The 2186-nt window shown below is 65.0% G+C and carries 3 protein-coding genes; 1 reads left to right on the forward strand and 2 read right to left on the reverse strand.

What is annotated here, in order from left to right:
* A partial coding sequence (locus NA5_RS38645; protein WP_169811428.1) for a C40 family peptidase occupies nt 1-483 on the forward strand: 483 nt, incomplete at its 5' end.
* 27 nt (nt 484-510) lie between these two features.
* Here the strand turns inward: NA5_RS38645 and NA5_RS38650 are convergent.
* Nucleotides 511-1695 carry a transglycosylase SLT domain-containing protein gene (locus NA5_RS38650; protein WP_084484746.1) on the reverse strand — a complete coding sequence of 395 codons (1185 nt, stop codon included), beginning with the start codon at nt 1693-1695 and terminating at the stop codon, nt 511-513.
* On the reverse strand, nt 1695-2186 hold a 492-nt coding region (locus tag NA5_RS38655; RefSeq protein WP_157110910.1), incomplete at its 5' end, for a transglycosylase SLT domain-containing protein. The genes NA5_RS38650 and NA5_RS38655, both read right to left, overlap by 1 nt.

Consider the following 2186-nt stretch of genomic DNA (forward strand, 5'->3'; position numbering starts at 1 on the left):
AGCCAGATCGTCACCGGCAGCAACGCAAGCGCCACCGACACCGCGGCCGCCATCAATCGGCTCACGAACCAGTACCTCTACAACATCGCCGGAAAGAAATACGCTGGCTCGGCCGCCGGGGCGTCTGCGGCCGGGCAGAAGGCAGTCGAGGTCGCGATGGCCCAACAGGGCGATCCGTATGTGTGGGGCGCCGAAGGTCCGAATTCCTTCGACTGCTCCGGGCTCATGCAGTACGCCGCGGCTCAGGCGGGCGTGAAGATTCCACGCGTGGCGTCTGATCAGTATAAGCAGTTGCCGAAGGTCAATCCGGCCGACATCCGCCCCGGTGACCTGATCTTCCCCGACGCCCAATTCAACAACGGCAATCCTGGTCACGTCATGATGTACATCGGAAACGGTCAGTGCGTCGAGGCGCCGCATAGTGGCGATGTCGTGAAAGTGGTCAATCTGCCGCGCGGTTATCACGCCACCCGCTGGTCTTGACAGGCGAACGCCGATCTCATCGGCCTTTCAGTAGCCTACGTAATGCCCGCCTTGGTGCATCGCCTGGATGCCCGGAACATTGCTGACCGAACCGTAGCGGGCGATGGCATAGCGCACGCCCGCGATGATGTTGTCGACCGGATTCCAGATATCGCGGTGGCCCGGCAGCGCGTAGGCGTTGAAGGTGGGATCGATGGTCTGCATCAGACCCTTGGACGGAGTTCCCTTGGCGGCATTGCTGTCCCAGAGATTGATCGCATTCGGATCGCCCGCGGATTCGTGCTGGATGATCGCGGCGATATCGGCGGGATTGATGTACCGGGTGTCGTAGCCGTTGGCGGCCAGGATGCGCAGGGCGTCGTTGATCCACTGACCCTGACGACCGGACGGGCGCGTGCGCGGCGGACGTGCACTCGAGCCGCTGGTGCTCGGCTGGGCTCGGCGCTGCGGCTGCCGGGTCGGGCGTGCGTTCTGTAGGAACCGGTCCGCTAGCGCGGCAACCTTGTCCGCGGTGATCGCCGCCGCGGTCTGCCCCTGTCCGAGTACGGTGCCCGCACGCTGTAAGGCATTGCTGAGTGTGGTGATCAGCATTTGCCGCCCGGCGGTGGTATCGGCGACGCCACCGAGCGCGGTCATGGCCGTATTCACCTCGGCGATAATGCCATCGATGGCGGCGCGGCCCCGGATGGTGCTATCGGCGGCGCCGCCGAGCAGGCGGCCGAGTTCTGCGTTCAACGATTGCGTCGATTGCCCGCGCCGCGCGGTGTCGAGATTGTTCGCCGCATACTGTGTGCCCGATTCGCCGGGCCATGAGGTCGGTTGTCCGCCGCCGAGCGCGGGTGGTGCGTACGGCTGACCGGTATCCGCGGTCGGGTTGGTGTTGCCGTACTGGGCGGCCATGGATGCCAGCGCACCGAGCGCCGCCGCCGCGTACGGTGCGCCCGCACCGAATCCGGCGAGCGCGTCGGGGCGGGCGCCGACCGGTGATCCGGTTGCCGCGGTTGCCGATTCGGCGATCGGCGTCCCGGCTGGACTGCGCGCCGCCGCGTTTGCGGCAGGCTGCTGTGCGAGAGCGGCCGGTGTTCCGGTCGGTGTCCGCGCCGGACTGCCTCGCGTCGCGTTCCGGCGTGGTGCGGATGTCGTTGTGCCGGGCCGGGTCTCGTGGGTGTTGTCGAGGCTCGGATCCGGCGGGTTTCGCTCTGGGGGTGCCATCAGTACGGCTCATATGGTCGGCCAGCGCGTACTGCCTTGACACCCGGCACATTACTGACCGAGCCGTATCGGCTGATCGAGTAGCGAACCCCGGCGACAATATTGTCGACCGGGTTGTAGATGTTCGTGTGCCCGGGTGCAGCGTAAGAATTGAACGTCGGGCCGATGGTCTGCATGAGGCCGATCGACGGTGTGCCCTTAGCGGCGTTGCTGTCCCAGTTATTGGTGGCATTGGGATTGCCGCCCGATTCGTGCTGGATGATGATCGCGATGGCCTGCGGATCGATCTTGCTGATGTCGTAGCCCATCTGCTGCAGCACCTGCAATGCCTGCTGGATCCAGTCACCGACCGTTCCGCCGGGCATCTGGCCAGTAGTGGTACCACCCGAGTACTTTTTCCCGGCGATGTTGTACAGATATTGATTGGTCAGTCGATTGATCGCATTGGCAGTAGCGTTGGCATTGGCGTTGCTGCCGGTGACGATCTGGCC

This window comes from Nocardia anaemiae NBRC 100462, assembly GCF_001612725.1.
GTDB classification, from domain to species: Bacteria; Actinomycetota; Actinomycetes; order Mycobacteriales; family Mycobacteriaceae; genus Nocardia; species Nocardia anaemiae.